The following is an 18499-nucleotide window of genomic DNA, read 5'->3' as shown; positions in this document are numbered from 1 at the left end:
GCAAAAATGTTGCTTTTATCTCTAAATGATTGAATTCTAAAGTTATTAAAAGTTTAAAAATATAAAATGGAGTTTACTCCGTGTCCATATTATATTAAATTTAGGGTTTTCGGTTAGCATTTAGCCTCTCTCCTCAATACCTTTAAGTTTTAAATTGAAATATGACAGGTAACTCTACTGAACATACTAATGAATTAATCCATGAAAGCAGTCCTTATTTGCTTCAGCATGCTCATAACCCGGTAAACTGGAAACCCTGGAACGACAGGGCGCTTAAAGAGGCACAGAATAAAAATAAGTTACTGTTGATTAGTGTAGGATATTCTGCATGTCACTGGTGTCATGTTATGGAGCATGAAAGTTTTGAAGATGAAGGTGTAGCCGATTTAATGAATTCTAATTACATCAACATTAAAGTAGACAGGGAAGAAAGGCCAGATATAGATCATGTATACATGAATGCTGTGCAGGTAATGACAGGTATGGGTGGATGGCCCATGAACGTTGTTGCCCTTCCAGACGGCAGGCCGGTTTGGGGAGGCACCTATTTCAGAAAAGAACAATGGGCAGATGCTTTGAAACAAATTGCTCATCTATACGAAACACAACCAGAAAAACTTGTGGAATATGCTGAAAAGCTTGAAAATGGACTAAAACAGATCCAGATTATTGAACCTGATAACGATGGAAATGACTTCCATAAGGATTATTTTTTACCGATCATAGAAAAGTGGAAACGCTCATTCGATTCAACAAATGGAGGTTATCAAAGAGCTCCAAAATTCATGATGCCAAATAATTTTGAATTTTTAATGCGCTATGCTTTTCAAAATTCTGATAAAGAATTAATGGATCACTGTATACTTACTTTGAATAAAATTTCATGGGGAGGAGTTTTTGATCCAATAGAAGGCGGATTCTCAAGATATTCTGTAGATGAAAATTGGCATGTCCCGCATTTTGAAAAAATGCTCTACGACAATGCGCAATTGGTTCAGCTCTATTCTAAAGCTTACAAAATTACCCAGGATGGATGGTATAAGGAAGTTGTAAAACAAACGCTTAATTATATTGAAAAGGAAATGACCGATGCATCAGGGGCTTTTTATTCAGCTTTGGATGCCGACAGTGAAAATAGCAATGGCTTAAAGGAAGAAGGGGTTTACTATATATGGACTAAGGAGGAACTGAAAGCTATACTAAAAGATGATTTTCTGCTATTCTCGGCATATTATAATATCAATAAATATGGCAAATGGGAAGGTCAGAATTATGTTTTAATAAGAACAAAAAAACCTGAAACCATAGCCGATGAATTGGGTATTCCTCTGGTTGAATTAAAAGAGCGCATCCACGATTGCCACGAAAAACTCAGAGTTGAACGAGCAAAACGAATCAAACCCGGATTAGACGACAAATCCTTAACTTCATGGAATGCCATGATGATAAGTGGTTATATTGATGCTTACAAAGCTTTAGGCACTGCAGATTACCTTGAAATAGCTAAAAAGAATGCAGATTTTATTATAAAACATCAAATTCAGGAATCAGGGCGATTATATCATAGCTATAAAAATGGTAAAAGCACCATAAATGGATATCTCGAAGACTACGCTTTTACTATAGAAGCTTTTTTAAATCTTTACGAGGCGACATTCGACCTTACATATCTTAAAAAGGCAGAAGAACTGGTAGATATAACGAATGCAGACTTTTTCGATCCAGATTCTAAAATGTACTTTTTTACCTCAGCCAAGGATCGACCGCTTATAACCAAAACTATCGAGATTAGCGACAATGTGATCCCGGCTTCAAATTCGGCAATGGCCAGGAATCTTTTTAGAATCGGAAAATTCACGGCAAACAGAGATCACATTAGCGGTTCAGAGAAAATGCTTAAAACCATCTTACAGAAGGTCCCTGAATACCCTCAATCATATTCCAACTGGTTAGAGTTGCTAATGAACTTCAGCTTTCCATTTTTTGAAATCGCTATAACAGGAGAAAATTATAAAAAATCTGCTGGATTTTTTCAAAAACAATTTTTACCTAATACGGTTCTCGCAGGTACAAATTCATACTCTGAATTAGCATTGCTAAGAGACCGGTTAGTACAAGGCAAAGATCTCATTTATATTTGCCAGGATGGTTCGTGTCAGCTTCCGGCAGGAACTACAGAGGAGGCTATTCAGCTAATAAAGCAAGTTTAACATAAATTAAAGAGGAAATAAACTCTATTTTTTTACAATTAGATCAAATAACAACTAAAATTAAATATGGAAAAGTTAAATGACTGGGGCGATATCGCCAAAGAGTACGCCGCTAAATTTATTGATTACTTACCCACATTAATTGGAGCTTTAGTTCTATTACTTGTAGGTCTTTGGGTCATCAAAATTATCGTTGGGTACTTAAGAAAACTATTTGATAGAAAAGATTATGATCCTACCCTGGAAAAATTCACATTAAATGCCGCTAGCTGGGGCCTTAAGATCCTCTTATTTGTACTCGTGATCACGCAATTAGGTGTTGAAAGTGCTTCTCTGGTAGCCGCAGTCGGTGCAGCTGGTTTAGCAATTGGTCTTGCCCTACAGGGTTCTTTAGCCAACCTTGCGGGTGGAGTATTAATAATTGTACTTAAACCATTTAAAGTGGGCGATTGGATAGAAGCTCAGGGAGTTTCTGGTTCTGTAGTAGAGATCTCACTTTTTTATACCAAAATAGACACTTTTGGCAATCAAAGAGCAGTAGTTCCTAATGGCCAGTTAAGCAATGACAACGTAATTAATTACAGTCATAACGGAACACGTAGAGAAAATTTAACTTTCGGTATTTCTTATGATGATGATATTAAGAAAGCTAAAGAGGTTCTTACCAATATGGTTATGGAACAGGAAAATGTTCTTAAAGACCCGGCACCTCAAGTTATCGTCTCTGAACTTGGAGATAGCTCGGTGAATTTCTCTGTAAGGTATTTTGCTGAATTACCTGTATTCTGGGATCTGCACTGGTATATGATCGAAGAAGGTAAAATAAGACTGGAAGAAGCTGGAATGACCATTCCTTATCCTCAAAGAGATGTTTATCTCTATGATCAAACTAAAATGAAAGGGACTGTTCGGGAAAAGAGATCTGAATAGATCTAACCGGCAATAAAATCCTTTAAATAATAAGGCTCAAAATAAGCGACATCCTCGGTGTCGCTTTTTTGATGCTTTAATTCTGCAATTTCTGCCATTTCTTTTGCTGAAGGATATTGTTCTTTATGAAAAACAGCATTAGGATGGTTGCAAATAGCCTCAAATTTGGCCACGCCGTTCCCTATAAAATGCACTGTAGAACTTTCTAAATATGGCGTAAAAGATGTTTCCTCCAGGATCTGCGCCTCGGTATCTCTCAACTGGTTAAATTTGGCATCATATATAGCCGAATAAACTTCCATTCTTCGGGCATCTAACATTGAAACAAAAATTCCCTGCTCACCTTTTAATTTATGCGCCAGAAGATCTAATGTTGGCACTGAGATCAAAGGAATGTCCAGGGAATAACAAAGTCCTTTAGCCGAAGATACTCCTATTCTTAATCCCGTATAAGACCCGGGACCTTTACTCACCGCAATAGCGTCAAGATCCTCTGCAGAAATACCAGCTTCAGATAAAGCCTCATTTATAAAAACATGAAGTTTTTCAGCATGAGAGTAATTCTTACTGTTATCTTCTTTCAAAGTTAAAAGCTTGCCGTCTCTTGCTATTCCAACAGAACAGTTCGTTGTAGCCGTTTCAAGACATAAAATTAGTGCCAAATTGCTTAAATTTATTCGGTTTCTTTCTCTACTCCTTCTTCCTTCACCTCTATCTCGTCACCTGAATCTAAGTTTTTGGTAACAGTGCTATAAGGCCCGGTGATAACCACATCCCCATCTTTAAGACCATTAATGATCTCAATATGAGAATCATCCTGGATACCGGTTTTCACAACGCGAAGTTTAGCTTTTCCGCCATCATTTACAAATACGCACTCAAATTTTTCTTCCTCTTCGTTATCCTTCTTTACTACAAATGATTTTTTTGTTGCCGTAGTATCATTTTTAATAACTATAGAACTTATTGGCACTCCAATAACATCTATTCTTTTATTTGTAATAATATCTACAGTTGCAGTCATTCCCGGTCTAAATGGAGAATAGTTCTCTGGCTTTCCTTCTATTAGGTCTGCATAAGATCCTTTTAGTATTCGAACTTTTACTTTAAAGTTAGTAACCTGGTCTGTAGTTAAAGTATTATCTGCGGTATTAGAGATCTCGGTCACAACACCTTTGAACTCTTTTCCTAGATAAGCATCAACCTCAACAATTGTAGAGTCGCCTACCGAAACTTTTACTATATCATTTTCATTTACATCAACCTCAACTTCCATATTATCAAGATTGGCAACCCGTAGGATTTCTGTACCAGCCATTTGCTGAGTCCCAACAACTCTCTCTCCTAACTCGGCATCGAGTTTAGAGATAGTTCCGGTCATAGGCGCATAAATATTGGTACGCCCCAGGTTATCCTGAGCTTCGGTCACGGTTGCCGAGCTACTCTGCATCCCATAATAAGCCGATTCTTTATTGGCTTCGGCCATTTCATAATTAGACACGATACCATCCCATTCTGCTTTAGAAATAACTCCTTTCTCAAACAATGTTTTATTCCTATTATAATCTGCTTCTGCCTGCTTAAGATTTGCCTGAGTTTGAGCAAAATTCGCTTTTGAATTCTGATAACTTGCTCTGGCTCTTTGTACGCTAGACTGATAAATATCCGGGTTGATCCTAACCAAAAGATCACCTTTTGTAACTGTCTGGCCTTCTACTACCGGCAATTCAATAATTTCCCCGGAAACTTCAGAAGATAATTTCACTTCAACTTCGGGCTGTATCTTTCCAGTAGCGGATACAGTTTCAGTAATATTTATTGGTTCCACCTTAGTGATCTCTACTTCTTTAATATTTGCAGAGCTACCAAACCAACCGGCTTTTTTACCTATTACCAATAATACAATCAAGGTTATTACAACCCCAAGAATGATGAAAAGTGTCTTTTTATTCATTTAATTAAAATTTTAAATCCCTAACCGGAATTCCAAAATATAGTTCAACTACTTTCAGTTTGAAAATATAATCGTATTTGGCTCTTAAAGCCTCTATTTGTGTGTTTTCGTATCTAATTTTTGCCTGGCTAAAATCGAAAGCATTAGTTAATCCCACATCATATCGCTCTGTAGCATATTCAAAAGCTCTCTTTTGTGCTTCTGAAGCTACTAATGCCGCTTCATAAGCTTCAAATGCACCATTAGCATCTGTATAAGCCTGGTAAACATTTGCTTCAAGATCCAGCTCTGCCTGCTCTAACTGAAATTCTGCACGTTTCACATTTACTTCATTTCTTTTTACCTGGTTTCTGGTTGCAAAACCATTGAGGATAGGAACATTCAACTGAAATCCGTAACTAATACCATCATTTCGGTAAAGTTGCTCCATGAACGGCAAGGGACTTCCAAGTGTAGGTATCGTATTTGGTGCCACAACAATTTCATTACTAGACTGCACTACCCCAATCTGCCTTGTAGGCTGATCTGGGTCCAATACACCTCCGGTGATTCTAGCCTGTCCGCTTTCTCTTGTGTTATAGTTGAAGAAAGCATTCAAGGTTGGTAGATATGCTGCTTTAGCCAGGTCTACATCCATTTCTGCCAGATCCTTATTTGCTTCTGCAATCTTAATTTCAGATCTTTCCTCTTTAGCTGTATTTATTACGTCATAAACCGTATTGTCGAGAATTTCATTTCCAAAAATATCATAATCTCTTTCAACTATATTGAAATTTTGATAGTCTCTTATCCCTAAAAGTTGAGCCAGGTTTATCAGAGAGATCTGGATCTGATTTTCTGCCAGGATCATTCTTTGTTTTTCATCTGCCATGGTCGCCCGGATCTCGAGAAGGTCACCTTCCGGTAAAACTCCAGCATCCACAAGTTCCTGAGTTCTTCCCAACTGCTCTTGTGTTACCTGGTTTTGTGATTTAAGAACCGCTAAATTTTGTTTATTGAAAAGAACCTGCAAATACGAATCTGCCACGAAAAGGGCAATATCATCTTTCATTTTATCCAGAGAATAATCACTGGCAATTCTGGAAAGTTTAGCTCTTTGTAATTGTTTGAAGTTTCTTAATCCGTCAAATAATGTTAAACCTGCACTAACCCCAGCTGAAAAGTTCCTCGTCGTTTGATTTTGCAGAATTCCGGTGGTCACGTTCTGGGTTAAACCAGTATTCCATGCATTCGAAGCCTGAGCATTAATATTTGGAATAAAATTCCCAAGTGCATCGCGTTTTTCGATTTCTGAAAGTTCAACATCCAGCATGGTTTGTTTTACCTGGATATTATTTTCTAATGCATAATTAACGCATTCTTCCAGGGTCCATTCCTTTTGCTGTGCTGTAAGCAGGCTGGAAAAAAGCAATAGCATGGCTAGTAAACTATAATTCTTCATAATAATATTCTGTATGATATGTCTGTAAAATGTGTAGGTTGTTACAATCGGAATAAAAATTCTAGTTTTGAGCAAGATTCAGTGCAGGTTTAATCTGGTTCCAAACCTTGATCTTGTCTCCTTTTTTCACGCCACTTAGCACCTCCACATTAATACCATCACTAACGCCAAGTTCTACATCCTGCTTCTTAAATTCCTGATCTCCAATCATAATTTCCACGAATGGCTCCTTAGTTTCAGGATCAAACTGAACCAGGGCTTCCTTAATTGCAAGTACGCTATCTGCACGGGCTAGAATAATTGATGCATTGGCACTAAGCCCAGCTCTAATAAAAGTAGTATCGGCTTTATCTAGGGTTCCTTTAATTTCGAATTGAATCGCTCCATTATCTTCAACTCCTTTAGGTGCTATATAATCAAGAACTGCATCAAAAGATTTATTTTCTATAGCTCCTACTGTTACTTCTAAAGGGAGGTCTTCTTTAATTTTTCCAACTTCACTTTCGTCTACCTTTCCTTCGAAGATCATCTCGTTCACATCTGCCAGAGTTGCGATTGTGGTACCGTCATTAAAATTGTTACTTTCAATAACCTGATTTCCGGCTTTTACGGGAACATCTAATACCATACCTTCTACCGTAGAACGTATCAACGTATTCGCTGCACTACCAATTCCACTTGTAGTACCAGTTCTAACGATTTCATAATTTTGTTGGGCAGATTTATAATTCTGTTCAGATCTTTTGAAACTAACTTCCGCAGCATCAAAATCATTAGCAGAGATCACCCCTTTATCATAAAGACCTTTTTGCCTTTCAAATTGTTTTCTCTCATTATCAAGATTGATCTTCGCAGTAGCAACAGCATCTTTAGCACTTTGCAATGAAGATACATTCGGGATCACCCTGATCTTTGCGATAAGATCTCCAGCTTCAATACGGTCTCCAGCCTCGATATATATTTCGTCAATAATTCCAGAAATATTCGGTTTGATGAGAACCTCTTCTTTTGGAACTATTTTTCCAGTAGCTACAGTTTTCTTTATAATGGTTTGCTCTGTGGGCTCCTCTGTTGCATAAACTACAGGGTCCTCCTGATTTTTTTGATAGAGATAGTATAAAGCGCCAACGAAGGTCACGGCTATGAATACTAGAATTCCGATGGTTACAAATTTTTTCATTCCTTGATTGTATTAGTGTTTAAAGTATTATTCAGTTCTTAAGGCATCTACAGGCTTAACTCTAATTGCCTGTTGCGCCGGAATTAAGCCGGCTAAAAGACCGGATATTATTAAAATGGATAAAGCGACCATGACCACTCCCAGGTTTACAGAAGGATTAAGGAACATCATTTCTGAAGTATCCATCTGGCCAAGTTGTAAATTCACCAGCCATATTACTCCCGTGGCCAGGATAATACCTGCCATACCGGAGACAATAGTTAAAAAGATAGATTCCATTAGAATCTGGCCACGTATAGACCATGGTGTTGCACCAAGGGCACGACGAACTCCAATCTCATTGGTTCGTTCTTTTACTACGATCAGCATAATATTGCTAATCCCGATGATACCAGAAAGCAAGACAAGTACACCTACGAAATAAGCAACAGCCTTAAGGGCTACAAAAAGTCCGTTTACTTTGCTGTATTCCTGGTAAAGATCAAAATTTCCAACAGCACGATCATCGTCAGGATGTATGGTGTGTCTATTTTTAATAAGATCTATTATATCATTTTTAAGGTTGGTTATAGAGTTGCCATCATAGGCAGTTATTGCCATCCATCCAACTTTATTCCCGCGGTTGAACGCCTGGGAGAAAGCTGTAAACGGGACATAAATTTCCTTCTGCCCTCTCTCAGGATCACCGCCCTGACTCTTTTTCTTATAGGTACCAATCACCATAAAGTTCACTCCACTAATCTTTATGTAAGTTCCCAAAGGATCTTCTCCTTTATCATATAGAGTAGACTTTACACCTTCCCCAATGATAGCAACCTTTCTCTTCTCATTGATATCTGAATAATTTAAAAATCTTCCCGATGTAATATTCATGGGTTCCTGTTGAATGATCTCAGGATAATCTCCATAAACATTGAAAGCTCCGGTATTTAATCCTCTTACCACATTATTTGCTCCACCAAATCCATCTAATTGATTTCTTGGAGAAACAAACCTTAACCCAGGCACCTGGTCCTTTATTGCCGCCACATCTTCTATTTCGAAACTATATCTACGTCCTTTGGGCATACCTTTATAAGGTTTGGAAGCAACCTGGGTCCACATGAACATTGTGTTGGTAGCTATACCACTAAACCCCTGCTTCACACCGTTTTCTAAGCCTTTTCCTGCAGCAAGAAGTATTACCAGGATAAATATTCCCCATAAAACTCCAAAGGCAGTAAGAACGGTTCTAAACCAATTCGCGGTCAAGGCCTCTATTATTTCACTCCAACGATCTCTACTAAACATATTATTCGTCTCTTAAAGCTATTATTGGTTTGATCCTTGCCGCCCGCCAGGCTGGAAAAAATCCTGCTAAGGCTCCGGCAAAAACAAGAATTACGACTGTATTTATGGCTACAGTAAAGTTCACGGTGGGATTATATATATATTGAGTTTCTATAGCCGGACCTACAAATTCCAGAAGGGTTAGGCTAAATATCAATCCAAGGAAACCTGCAATTGCAGTAACGAAGATAGATTCATGAAGTATCATCCCAATAATTGAAAGTGGCTGAGCTCCCAGTGCTTTTCGTATTCCTATTTCCCGGGTCCTTTCCTTAACTATGATCAGCATAATATTACTTACCCCAACAACCCCGGCTATGATAGTACATATACCAACTCCCCAGAAAAAGAGTCTCATCATATCCATTAGCGTGAAGAACCTTTTCGCGTTTTCCAGATAATTATTAATATGGATTGCACTATTATCATCTGGAGCTACGGTATGCCGTTCTTTTAAAAAGGCTTCCAATTCTGTAGAAAACTGAGTTGATGCTGCAACCGCCGCATCAAAACTTTCTTCCGGTTTCAGGGTTAGATATAATCTTTCAATATTATTGGCTCCTCCAAATGCTCTTTGTGCTGTGGTAATAGGAACTACTGCACGTGTTTCATCTCTTTCCCCTCCAGGATCTGTAAAAACCCCAACTACTTTGAAGTTAACCCCGGAAACCTGTACCATTTTACCAATAGGATCCTCGTCTTTAAAAAGATCGAGCTTTACACGGTTACCAATAACCATGGTTTTTTCAGAATTATTGAGATCATTAATATCAATAAACCTGCCTGCGGTAAGGCTCATATTTTCTAACTCCTGATAAGCCGGGAAAGAACCATGCACGGCATAGGAACCAGATTCCTTACCATAGTTTAGCACCTGCCCCCAATTCTGATAAAGCGAAGCTGTTTTATCCAGCCTATCGCCATAAAGTCGCAAGATCTGGTTATAATCCTCATTTTTCATTTGGATACGCCTACCTGGATTGAGACCTTTATATTCTTTTGAAGTAACTCCCGGAAATACAAAAATTAAATTGGAAGCATCCTGTTCAAATTCTCGAGCAATGCCATTTCTCATTCCTTCTCCAATTCCGAGAAGAATAACAAGAATAAATATTCCCGATGCTACTGAAAGACCAGTTAAAAACGTACGTAACTTATTTTTACGAATGGTTTCAAAGATCTCTTCCCATCTATCCAGATCAAACATTTTCTAAAGCTCTAACCTGTGAAACTACGGTATCCTCTATAATAAGACCATCCTTTAGATTAACGATCCTTTTCGTCATCTGGGCAATATCGTGTTCGTGGGTCACCACTAAAATGGTACGACCTTCATCGTTAATTTCCTGTATAAGATCCATTACTTCATAAGAAGTTTTTGTATCCAGCGCTCCAGTTGGTTCATCGGCTAGAAGGACTTTTGGATCACTAGCTAAAGCTCTCGCAATCGCCACCCTTTGCTTTTGTCCCCCAGAAAGCTCATTAGGTAAATGGCCGGCCCAATCTGCAAGTCCAACTTTCTCCAGATAACTCATAGCCCTGTCCATTCTTTCTCCCCGGGAATGTCCCTGATAGTACAGTGGTAAAGCCACATTATCCAGTGCTGTTTTATAACCTATAAGGTTAAATGACTGAAAAATGAATCCGAGAAATTTATTACGATACTTCGCAGCAATCTTTTCGTTAAGATTTTTAATTGGCACTCCATCGAGAACATAGGATCCCTCATCTGCCTCATCGAGCATGCCAAGAATATTTAAGAGTGTTGATTTTCCGGAACCCGAAGATCCCATAATAGAAAGTAATTCGCCTTCTGCGACATTTAAATTGATCCCTTTTAATACGTGCAATTTATTAGCACCCATTTTATAGGATTTGTGAAGATTTGAAATTTCAATCATGATTGATGGTTATTAAACAGGATAATGACTCCTATTTAATAAGACTGCAGAAAAAAAGAAATGTTACAGTCTTAAGACAAAAACCACAATTTCTTTACATTAACTTCACAAAAAAGGTACATTTCTATACCGATTTTGATTTGTTTTTTCTAGATCTGTAAATAAAATAGCCTACTCCTCCAATTAATAAATAGGGGAAAATCATGAGATAAAGAATACCATCATTAATACCTTTTGCGGTACTTTGATTTGCTTCACTTTCTAAAACAGCCCTACACATAGCACATTGAGATTGCGCCATTTCAGGGAGTAATAATAAAATTAAAAGTAATAATCCTGTGAATTTCAAATTCTTCATCTCCATTTTCATTCTAATAATCAATTCAAAATTAATAATTTACGATCAATTTTAATAATATGGCATCATAAATAAAAACACCAACACTCCGGTGATTGCAACGTACAACCAAATAGGAAAGGTCCATTTGGCAATTTTAGAATGCTTCTTATACTCGCCACTTAGGCCTCTATACATAGTAAAAAGCACAAGAGGAACTATAATTCCAGAAAGGACAATATGAGTAATAAGAATAAAGAAATAAATATACCTAAGCACTCCTTCTCCACCATAAGGCACAGGCTCATTACTTATTTTGGATAGAACATAACTAACCAGAAATACAACTGATAATCCAAAGGCTGCAATCATTGTATTTCTATGCTCAATATATTTTTCGGCATTCATAAAGAAATAACCAATGATCAATAACAGCGCAGTAAGAAAATTAAGGATCCCATGGAAAAGCGGGAAGGTTATTGCTTCAACCCCAAGTATATTAAAGCGCTCTGGCAATAACATTAGAACAAGAACGATCACTGGCACTGCAATTGAAAGAGCAATGATTACAGGCACTGCTACTTTATCTTTACTTTTTAGAGTTGTTTTCAAAGTAGTTTATTTATATCCTCTATTAATATATCTATTTGCGGCTCCTCTTCTCCACGAGCTACACTTTTATTCCTTTCAACTGAACCACGATAATAGATAAGTGGATTTCCAAACTGATCCTTTCTGGATCTTATAAATCCTTCCTGATCTACTAGAGCGAACATACCCTGATGAGCAAAACCACCTGCAGCATCGGCATCTTCACCAGCATACAGACCAAATCCCTCGTTTGCCAGTTTATATATATCGCTTCTATCTCCGGTCATTAAATTCCAGTTAGCGCTATCAATACCATAATTCTGAGCATATTCAGCTAAGACTTCTGGTGTATCATGAGCAGGATCTATAGAAAAGGAGGCAATTCCGAAATCATCCTGTCCCTTGAACACATCTTGAATTTCAACCAGGTTCTTATTCATGATCGGGCAGATAGTTGGACAGGTAGTAAAGAAAAATTCTACCAGATACACCTTACCTTTATAATCCTCATTGGAGATGGTATCGCCGTTCTGGTTTATAAATTCAAATTCTGGAGCTCTCTTCTTTTCACCATCCAGGACAATATAAGACAATGCCTCTCCGGTATTCTTCGTATTCTTAAGTCGCGGTTGATTTAATCTGTCTGAAGATACTACCTCGTCATCATTGATACGATCTATGATCTTTGGTATAAATATTATTCCGAAGATTAGAATAACAAGTGAGATACCTACGTATGAATAATTTTTCATTTTAATTATTTCTTTGTTTCAGGATTATTCCTTTTCAAAGCAAGACGATATTCAGCTAGAATAACCTTTACATCATCGTTCATTTTATTATTTAGCTCGGCTACGTCTCTGGAGTCGTATCCAAATAACTTTCCATGATCCTCATCATCATCTCTACCTCGAAGATTTGCATCTTTATCTACAATGAAGACGTATGGGGTATGATCATCTGTATCTAATGCATGTGGGGTTTCAAATGAATTGAATACTTCCTGAATATTTTCACGGGTTGAATACGCTATCTTCCATTTAGAAGATTCGCTGATCTTTTTAAATTCCTCTACAAAAGCACTGGTTTCCTCTTTAGTTTCTTCAGGCAGAATAATGACAAACTGAAAATCATCAAAATCGTAATATTTCTCCAGGATCTTTTTATCAAGATTGAAGGTATTACCCTTAATATTTTCAAGATCTGAACCGAAAAAGGCTACGATACTAATATGCTCTTTAAAACTTATAGGATCGCCGGAATTGGATTCAAAAGAAGTTATGTCCTGCACATTTTCAGTAAGAACAGGTAATTTGGCAAAATTGTTCTTTCCAGAGGCAAAAAACAAATATGCAGTTATAGGCAGGGCAAATAGAATACCTAGTACCAGAAACTTTTTCATAAGCAGAAATACCAGTTTTACAAAGGGCTACAAAAATAAAAAGACGGTTTAATAAAACCGTCTTTTCTAATGCTTTTAACTTTTCTTAGAAGTCCCAGGCCGTATGCCCGTTTTTATATACATCGTAAATGTAGCCACCTTCAGTTAAGAGAATAAATATCAAATAAGATATCAGGAAGATCGCTGTCCATACAATTGCACGTCTCAGGCCTTTTGTTTCATGCTCAAGGTGCATAAATGCCCAGGCAATATAATAAGCCTTATAAATAGTAAGTATAATAAAGATCCAGTTAAGCAACCTCATTCCAAGAAGAAATGTATCTGTTAGGAATACAGGTTTTATGATCCCTAGAATAACCTCTACAATTGTTACTACTGAGAGTATTGCAAAAACTATCCAGATCCTTCTGGTTGCCGATCCGTTAGAATGTGTAGTATCGTGAGCCATAATAATTTTATTTCCGTATTAAACCAGGTAAAAGAATGTAAATACAAATACCCATACAAGGTCTACAAAGTGCCAGTAAAGTCCAACTTTCTCTACCATCTCGTAACTTCCACGTCGGTCATAAGTACCTATGATCACGTTAAAGAAGATGATAATATTAATGATAACTCCTGAAAGTACGTGGAACCCGTGAAATCCTGTAATAAAGAAGAAGAAATCTGCGAACAATGGAGCCCCATATTCATTATGAGTAAGGTTCGCGCCTTCTACAGTTCCATTCGCATCATTATTAAGTTTCATCAAAGATTCTTCTCTAGAAAGAATTGTCTTTTTCCCGTCTTCAGTTAGTTTCTGAGTTCTAATAAGCAGCCCTTCATTTTGAATGAATCCAGCTTTTATCTCATCAAGACTATAAGTTGGAAGATCCTCGCCAGCATCAAACCAAATACCGGTATTACTTTCATGCTCAACTCTATCTCCAGCAATTGGAACAGCAATATCTGACAGAGCTACACGCTCACCATCACTGTCCACAAACTGAAGTATATTACCTCCGTTTGTTGTTACCGCTCCGTACTCTCCGCTAATGAAGTTTTTCCACTCCCAGGCCTGAGACCCTACGAAAATAGCACCACCAATTATGGTAAGGAACATATAAATTGTAACTTTTCCTTTCTTCATATGATGACCAGCGTCTACCGCAAGTACCATAGTTACAGAAGAGAAAATAAGAATAAAAGTCATCAACGCCACATAGTACATTGGCGCATCTACACCATGCAAAAACGGAAAGTGATTGAACACTTCATCTGCGATTGGCCATGAATCGATGAATTTAAATCTTGAAAAACCATAAGCGGCAAGGAATCCTGAAAATGTTAAAGCATCGGAAAGGATGAAAAACCACATCATCATTTTTCCGTAACTTGCTTTTAGTGGTTCATTACCACCACCCCAGGTTTTTCCTTCTGTGCCTGTTCTAACGACAGTAGCCTCCATAGAAGTATTTTAATGTTAAAGGATGCGCAAAAATACGTATTTTTATTATCTATAGAAATAGAAAAACAAAATCAAAAATATCCAAAGCACATCAACGAAGTGCCAGAATGTCTCACCAAGCTCAAAGCCAAGCATTTGCCCTGCCTTATAGCGTTGTTTAAAATGGTTATAAATTAGAACCAATAATACTATGATACCTGCGAATAAGTGGGCTAAGTGCACACATACAAGGATATAGATAAAGGATGTAGTCACCGTACTTTCTGCCCCGGTAAACCAATACCCCTGACTTAATATATCGCTAAAACCGTAGAATTGAAAAACGATAAAGAGAATGGCCAGGATCAATGTTCCTATCAAAAAGGCACTGGCATTTTTCCTATTACCAGCAAGTATCATTTTCTTACTCAAATAAAGAGTAATGCTACTGGCAATGATCACGATGGTACTCCATAAAAAAGCGATAGGCAATTCAAAATCAATCAGCCAGTCTGGCCTGTTCTTACTCACCACATAAGCACTGGTAAGCCCGGCGAAGGTCATCGTCATACTTACTATCCCAAACCAAAGCATCATCTTCTTTGCCCGGCCGTGTTTCTTTTCGTCAGATCCCTGAGTTAAATCCATTGTCTAATAAATTTATCTAATACATATATTATTTGCAAAAGTGTGATATAAGATACACTGGCAAACATTAATTTTTTAGCAGCCTCTGCTGTCTTTTCCTTATAAAGTCTAATCGCGTAGTAAAGCATCCCGAGCCCGAGCAGTAAAATAAGCACCCCTGAAACAGGTGTTAGGAAAAGCTTCCCGGTCACACCAAATACAGGCACAAGCGAGATAATTATCGTCCAGCAGGTGTACAAGATCACTTGTATCGCAGTTCCTTTATCGCGTTTACCCGTAGGCAACATAAAGAATCCACCTTTTTTATAATCGTCGAATAACCACCAGCCTATTGCCCAGAAATGCGGGAATTGCCAGAAGAACTGTATCATAAATAAAGTACCCGGTTCTATACTGAAACTTCCAGTAGCAGCAACCCATCCTAACATAAAAGGAATGGCCCCAGGAAACGCTCCCACGAATACCGATAATGGAGTTTTGGTTTTTAAAGGAGTATATATACTTACATACAGGAATATGCTAATAGCCCCGAACATTGCCGTTTTAGGGTTAATAACATACAATACTATTAGCCCTAATACCGTAAAAATACTCGCGATAGTAAAGGCAACTGTATTCGTCATTCTACCCGCTGGAAGAGGACGGTTCTTTGTCCTATCCATCAACGCATCAAGATTCTTCTCGATGATCTGATTATAGGCATTAGAAGCTCCAACCATAAGGTAACCCCCAATAGCCAGCAACGTAACAACGACAAAGTCTATATTATCTGCCCCTAGAAAATAACCTGCAACAGAGGAAAAGACGACACTTATAGCCAACCTCATCTTGGTAATTTCCTTAAAATCTGACAGTATTGAAGCGCTGGAAGTATGTACGCGAGTGTTGCTCAAAAAAGCTTTTTTTTAACTGGCGCAAAGATACTTCTTAATTGGGTTTTAACAAGGACGGCAATGTGTTAATTTTCAGAGGTGAAAATCATTAATAATCAAAGTACCAGTTAAAGATATCTGTTCTTAGACCAAAATTGATCCATGTAGTTGAATTTTCAAAGTTTGTCAGGGTTTTAGTTTGCGGATTAAAATCGCGATAAATAAAGCTGGCAAAAAGCTTTAGATTAGTAGTTGGATTCACAATATACCCGGCTTCAAATTCCGAATAAAAGGAATTCGTGGTATTTCCCTGCCCAATCTGCACTCCGGTATCAAATGGACGATCTTCTTCATTTCTATAAATATCCTGACCGTAATATTCTCCTGTTTCAGAAAAATCGAAGCCTCTTTCTCCAAATATCAGTTTTGCAGAGCCATACATCCTATCTTTTTTATATCTGGCGATAGCTATAAATTCTCTAAAATTCGCTCCCCACAGGTGCGACATAGATTGATTGTTATGACCGTAATTTAGTGTTATTGAATTATGAGAAAAAGTATATGGCCTTACCTGGTTATATTCAGCTTGCAAATAGAGATTATCTACTTTAAAAGCATCAAAATATTTTAACCCCGCCTGGAATCCCAGTTTATTCTTCCAACTCCCTTCTCCGCCAAAAACATCTACCGAAGAAAACTCATCTATCAGCCACTGACCATAGGCATACATCTGGTTCGAAAATTTATATTTTCCGGTTAGTCCTATAATTGCATTACCTCCATCTGCCCCGGTTGCGAATTCTATGGCCCGGTAAAAAATAACCGGATTCAGATAATTAATATCAAAACCACGGTCATTATCATTCTCCCACATCACAGATTCAAAAAATCCTAAATTCAGTCTTTTGGTCACATTAAGACTCAAATAGTGATTAGCTATATACTTTGTTCTGTAAGACCCACTATTTACAACCTGGGGCCGAACGTCTCGCAAGGACATCCAGGTGTTGGTATATTTAATTTTCCAGAAATTGGTATTCAGTTTTAAATATGGATAAGGAGAGGCATTGTCACTTAACAATAATGATCTATATCCATCACCGATAAAATTTTTACCATGACCAAACTGGATATTAATAAATTCGGCAGGAGTAAATGACAAATATCCTTCAGCTACAGGATAATCATAACCGTCGTCCATAAAGGTTTTAGCTACTCCGCGCCCCGGAATTATAGCAGGATCGCCACCGGCAGGTTTTATAGATTCAGCGAACCTATTATAATATTCAGCAAATCTTCCCTGAGTTTCATATACTACAGAGTAGAAATTAAATTTTTTACCCAGACCACCCTGAACTATAAACTGCCTCCCATTATTATAAGTGAAATCATGAGAAGTTTGTTCAAAGTCTTTCCCTATCTGCAGGTCAAAACCTGGATCTAAAGTAAACCAGTATTTATCTGTCTGGAATCTAACCAAATGTTCATTCCAAAGTTTTCTACCCGCATAAGTTGAACGATCCTGTAGCATTTCATCTCTGTGCGCTTCAAAGTCATAATACCTATTCACTTCACTGAATAATAAAGGTTTTGAAGCTGAATGCGTATTTGTACCAATCTGATTGAATTCTGCATCAAACCTGCTATAAACCTCATGCGATAATGGGATATTAATCTCACTATTATATCTGGGACTGGTAATTTCGTTAGATTTTATATTTTCATATTCAGATAAAATGTTTTCATCCTTAGAAGGCTTTGAATCCTCAACCTTTAAAGCAATCTCATCTTCCTCTGGAATTGGCTGTATCGCAGCGTTATTCTGAAGCGGTATCCTTAGCGGCATTTTAAACTGCATATGCACCGAACGCCCATTATATCTGGCTGGTTTAATGCCTGGAAGTGACTCAAACACCCTTTTGGTTTCATCCTTTAATTCTTCATACGCAGCATCCAGATAGATCAACTGGAATTTTCCTTCTTCATCTACTTCAAAAATTATGGTTAGCTGACCTTTATAATTTTCTTCCTTTACAACATCAGGAACCTGGAAATTAGAAGTGACATAAGTAACGAGAGTTTGATTAAAGCATTGTTGCTGGTTCTGAAAATCTACATTCTCACATTCGGGAAATTCAGGATAAACTTCAGAAGAAAGATTAGTATCCTGCGCGGTGATCTGAAAACTTAAAAATAAAATTGGAAGAAGTAAAATATACTTCATACGCTAAAGGGGCCTATGGTTTATGGGTGTAATATACAGTTTTTATAAAAGTGA

Annotated in this window: 18 protein-coding genes; 2 read left to right on the top strand and 16 right to left on the bottom strand. The window is 37.5% G+C overall.

What is annotated here, in order from left to right:
* Positions 1-161: 161 nt before the first annotated feature.
* Positions 162-2210, top strand: coding sequence for a thioredoxin domain-containing protein (locus G530_RS0104795; RefSeq protein ID WP_026933451.1), 2049 nt, complete (start codon positions 162-164; stop codon positions 2208-2210).
* 66 nt (positions 2211-2276) lie between these two features.
* Complete coding sequence (locus tag G530_RS0104790) at positions 2277-3140, top strand: mechanosensitive ion channel family protein (protein ID WP_026933450.1); 864 nt, start codon at positions 2277-2279, stop codon at positions 3138-3140.
* Positions 3141-3142: 2 nt separating this feature from the next.
* Here the strand turns inward: G530_RS0104790 and tsaB are convergent, their stop codons facing one another.
* From tsaB to G530_RS0104710, 16 genes are all read right to left on the bottom strand, one after another.
* Positions 3143-3802 carry a tRNA (adenosine(37)-N6)-threonylcarbamoyltransferase complex dimerization subunit type 1 TsaB gene (gene tsaB, locus G530_RS0104785; protein WP_026933449.1) on the bottom strand — a complete coding sequence of 220 codons (660 nt, stop codon included), beginning with the start codon at positions 3800-3802 and terminating at the stop codon, positions 3143-3145.
* Between the two features lie 11 nt (positions 3803-3813).
* Positions 3814-5094, bottom strand: a complete 1281-nt coding sequence (locus tag G530_RS0104780; RefSeq protein WP_026933448.1) for an efflux RND transporter periplasmic adaptor subunit — start codon at positions 5092-5094, stop codon at positions 3814-3816.
* Between the two features lie 4 nt (positions 5095-5098).
* On the bottom strand, positions 5099-6535 hold the full coding sequence (locus tag G530_RS0104775; RefSeq protein WP_026933447.1) for a TolC family protein: 1437 nt from the start codon (positions 6533-6535) through the stop codon (positions 5099-5101).
* A 61-nt stretch (positions 6536-6596) separates the two neighbouring features.
* Positions 6597-7715 carry an efflux RND transporter periplasmic adaptor subunit gene (locus G530_RS0104770; RefSeq protein WP_026933446.1) on the bottom strand — a complete coding sequence of 373 codons (1119 nt, stop codon included), beginning with the start codon at positions 7713-7715 and terminating at the stop codon, positions 6597-6599.
* Positions 7716-7742: 27 nt separating this feature from the next.
* Complete coding sequence (locus tag G530_RS0104765; protein ID WP_026933445.1) at positions 7743-9005, bottom strand: ABC transporter permease; 1263 nt, start codon at positions 9003-9005, stop codon at positions 7743-7745.
* Position 9006: 1 nt separating this feature from the next.
* Entirely contained in the window at positions 9007-10251 is a 1245-nt protein-coding gene (locus G530_RS0104760; RefSeq protein ID WP_026933444.1) for an ABC transporter permease, read from the bottom strand.
* Positions 10244-10945 (bottom strand): ABC transporter ATP-binding protein, encoded by a 702-nt coding sequence (locus G530_RS0104755; RefSeq protein WP_026933443.1) that lies wholly within the window; start codon positions 10943-10945, stop codon positions 10244-10246. Before G530_RS0104755 ends, G530_RS0104760 begins: the two co-directional genes overlap by 8 nt.
* Before the next feature lie 124 nt (positions 10946-11069).
* Positions 11070-11303, bottom strand: a complete 234-nt coding sequence (locus G530_RS0104750) for a hypothetical protein (RefSeq protein WP_035715871.1) — start codon at positions 11301-11303, stop codon at positions 11070-11072.
* 51 nt (positions 11304-11354) lie between these two features.
* Positions 11355-11894: a DUF420 domain-containing protein gene (locus G530_RS0104745; RefSeq protein WP_026933441.1), complete on the bottom strand. Its 540-nt coding sequence runs from the start codon at positions 11892-11894 to the stop codon at positions 11355-11357.
* Positions 11891-12625: an SCO family protein gene (locus G530_RS0104740; RefSeq protein ID WP_026933440.1), complete on the bottom strand. Its 735-nt coding sequence runs from the start codon at positions 12623-12625 to the stop codon at positions 11891-11893. The genes G530_RS0104745 and G530_RS0104740 overlap by 4 nt, the downstream gene beginning before the upstream one ends.
* 5 nt (positions 12626-12630) lie before the next feature.
* A complete protein-coding gene (locus tag G530_RS0104735) occupies positions 12631-13275 on the bottom strand; it encodes a hypothetical protein (protein ID WP_026933439.1) in 645 nt (214 codons plus the stop codon).
* Positions 13276-13360: 85 nt separating this feature from the next.
* The gene (locus G530_RS0104730) at positions 13361-13723 is read right to left on the bottom strand and encodes a cytochrome C oxidase subunit IV family protein (RefSeq protein WP_026933438.1); all 363 of its coding nucleotides are present in this window, start codon (positions 13721-13723) and stop codon (positions 13361-13363) included.
* Positions 13724-13741: 18 nt separating this feature from the next.
* On the bottom strand, positions 13742-14722 hold the full coding sequence (locus G530_RS0104725; RefSeq protein ID WP_026933437.1) for a cytochrome c oxidase subunit 3: 981 nt from the start codon (positions 14720-14722) through the stop codon (positions 13742-13744).
* Positions 14723-14767: 45 nt separating this feature from the next.
* Positions 14768-15349 carry a cytochrome c oxidase subunit 3 gene (locus G530_RS0104720; protein WP_026933436.1) on the bottom strand — a complete coding sequence of 194 codons (582 nt, stop codon included), beginning with the start codon at positions 15347-15349 and terminating at the stop codon, positions 14768-14770.
* The gene (gene cyoE / locus G530_RS0104715; protein WP_026933435.1) at positions 15340-16242 is read right to left on the bottom strand and encodes a heme o synthase; all 903 of its coding nucleotides are present in this window, start codon (positions 16240-16242) and stop codon (positions 15340-15342) included. Before cyoE ends, G530_RS0104720 begins: the two co-directional genes overlap by 10 nt.
* Positions 16243-16330: 88 nt before the next feature.
* A complete protein-coding gene (locus tag G530_RS0104710) occupies positions 16331-18445 on the bottom strand; it encodes a gliding motility protein RemB (RefSeq protein ID WP_026933434.1) in 2115 nt (704 codons plus the stop codon).
* Between the last annotated feature and the right edge of the window lie 54 nt (positions 18446-18499).

Origin of the sequence: Christiangramia echinicola DSM 19838, from assembly GCF_000423065.1 — a bacterium.
Taxonomy (GTDB): domain Bacteria; phylum Bacteroidota; class Bacteroidia; order Flavobacteriales; family Flavobacteriaceae; genus Christiangramia; species Christiangramia echinicola.
This window is presented reverse-complemented; position numbering and strand designations above follow the sequence as displayed.